Below are 2,293 nucleotides of genomic sequence, written 5' to 3'. Positions count from 1 at the left end.
ATATAGGCTAGGAGAAGTTATTCATGATGCCCGAAAGGCGCGGGCCGAAGAGCTCGCTTTCGGGGCATTGTGAATAACTTCCGGCGGGGTTGGACTCCGTTTGGCTTTTCATTACAATTTCAGCGCTCGCCCGCAGTCCAGGAACAAATACGCGGCGTCCCCTGGAGGACTGTGACCTTACCGTTCCGGGCTGCGGGTAGCGCCTTGACTTTTTGACGACTCCTCGGTGGAAGCCCTCTGCACGGACCACTCTATATTGCTGTCGCTGCCGGTCAAGGACGAGCTTTCCGCAACCCTCAACCGACTATGACACGATGAAGGAAAAGCCCCTGGACTTCGCGATCGGGATCGACCGTTCCGACGCAACCCTGGACGTTTGCCTCGCCTCCCTGCGGGCGGGCTCCAGTCCGCGTTTCGACAAGCTGGCCAACAGCCCCGACGAACTGGGCGCGTGGCTGGCGAGGCTTCGCTCCGAGCATCCCGAGGCCCGCGTCGCGGTGGCCTTCGAGATGCCCGCTCCCGACCTGGTAGCCTTCCTGTGCCCGCGCGGCTGGCTGGAGGTCTACGCCCTCAACCCCAGCGTGCCGGCCCGCTTCCGCAAGGCCTTCAACGGCTCCGGGGCCAAGAGCGACCTGCTGGACTGCGAGGTCCTCGCCCAGCTGCTGGCCTCGCACCGCGACAAGCTCCGGGCCCACCGGCTGGACAGCGCGGCCATGCGCAGGATCGACTCGCTCTCCAAGGCCCGCCGCGGGGAGGTCGACCGGCAGGTCGAGCAGTGCAACCGCCTCAAGTCGCTGCTAAAAAGCAGCTTCCCGCAGGCCCTGGCGCTGCTGGGCAGGGACTTGCACGCCCCCATGGCGATAGGCTTCCTTCGCCGCTGGCCCTCGCTGCAGGCGGCCCGCGAGGCGGACCCCGAGGAGATGGCGGCCTTCTACCGCAGCTCCCACTGCTCGCGCAGGGACGTGATCGAGGAGCGCCTGCGGGTGGTGGCCGAGTCCGTCGTCCTGACCGACGACCCCGCGATCATGGACGTCATGGAGCTTCGAATCTCCAGCTGCCTGGACCACATCGAGGCCTGCTCGAGGGCCATCGCGAGATACGACCAGGAGCTGGCCCGGCGCTACGCCGAGTCGGAGGACAAGCCGATCTTCGACAGCCTTCCCGGAGCCGGTCCGGCTCTAGGGCCGCGGCTGCTCTCGGCCATGGGCGAGGACCGCTCCCGCTACTCCAGCCGCGAGGCCCTGCAGCGCTACAGCGGGGTCGCCCCCGTTACCCAGAGCAGCGGCAAGAAGCGCATCGTGCACCGCCGCTACTCCCGGCCGAGGTTCCTGATGCAGACCTTCGTGGAGTTCGCCGGCGAGTCGATAAAGTGGAGCTCCTGGGCGTCCGCGTTCTGGAGGATGAAGAAGGCCGCGGGAATGACCTACAACTGCGCCATGCGGGAGCTGGCCTACAAGTGGCAGAGGATAATATACCGGATGTGGAAGACTCGAACCGCCTACGACGAAGGGCTCTATATAGAACGACTAAAAGCGAAAGGAAGCCCGATATGCGCGTACCTGCAAGATTCCATGAAAAACTGATATAGCAGCTTGACTCCTAGCCTCAGTGGTAAGGTCAGTCGCGGAGCGACTGGCCGGAGTTGTATGGGCTGCCTGGTTGGGCTCTCGTTTCTCTTCCAAGTGCTTCGATGATCCAGTTGTTCAAGCTCTTGTTCTCCTTCTTTGATCGAATGTAGATGCTCCTATGAAGGTCAGGATCTAGTCTTAGGGTGAGCTTTCCGGAAAACGGCTTGTCTGGCTCTTCGCCACGTTCGGAGCAAAAGTCGAGGTAGTCGTCTATCGAAGCTTGGAACTCCTTCTTCAGGCCCTCGACAGTGTCGGCCTGAAAGGTGACTACATCCCTCATGTTTATGACTTCTCCATGGAAGATCTCGGCTTCCTCGTCGAATTGAACTGTTCCTACATATCCTTTGTATTCCATGATCTTTACTCTCCTGCAGCTTCCAGAAACCGTCTGACTGACTTTACTGCTCCCTTGTCCGTTTCCTTCTGCGGGTGAGGGCGGTGGAACACAGCTCTCACGCCGTTTAGGTAGACACGAACTCGAGATCCACTTCCCTCGGAAATCTCTGCTCCCAAGGCTGAGAGCATGTTCTCGATGTCCTTCCAAGGTAAGTCTGATCGTTCTGGACGCTCCCTTACTTTTTCTAGGGTAAGTCGTTGTTTGCGATTCACGGTAAAATGGTGGCAAGATATGCCACCATGTCAAGGTTTCCTATTTTTGCCCAACG

The 2,293-nt window shown here is 60.4% G+C and carries 3 protein-coding genes; 1 reads left to right on the top strand and 2 read right to left on the bottom strand.

Features of this window, described 5'->3' with window-relative positions; translation table 11 throughout:
* Window positions 1-314: 314 nt before the first annotated feature.
* Entirely contained in the window at window positions 315-1,583 is a 1,269-nt protein-coding gene (locus IEN85_RS10240; RefSeq protein WP_191616790.1) for an IS110 family RNA-guided transposase, read from the top strand.
* 34 nt (window positions 1,584-1,617) lie between these two features.
* On the opposite strand, the gene IEN85_RS10235 is transcribed toward IEN85_RS10240, so the two are convergent.
* The gene (locus IEN85_RS10235; RefSeq protein ID WP_191616997.1) at window positions 1,618-1,983 is read right to left on the bottom strand and encodes a type II toxin-antitoxin system HicB family antitoxin; all 366 of its coding nucleotides are present in this window, start codon (window positions 1,981-1,983) and stop codon (window positions 1,618-1,620) included.
* A gap of 5 nt (window positions 1,984-1,988) precedes the next feature.
* A complete protein-coding gene (locus IEN85_RS10230) occupies window positions 1,989-2,237 on the bottom strand; it encodes a type II toxin-antitoxin system HicA family toxin (RefSeq protein WP_191616995.1) in 249 nt (82 codons plus the stop codon).
* Window positions 2,238-2,293: the final 56 nt, after the last annotated feature.

The organism is Pelagicoccus enzymogenes, assembly GCF_014803405.1.
In the GTDB taxonomy this organism is placed as follows: domain Bacteria; phylum Verrucomicrobiota; class Verrucomicrobiia; order Opitutales; family Opitutaceae; genus Pelagicoccus; species Pelagicoccus enzymogenes.
The sequence above is the reverse complement of the archived record's forward strand: the minus strand, read 5'-3'. Positions and strand labels throughout refer to the sequence as shown.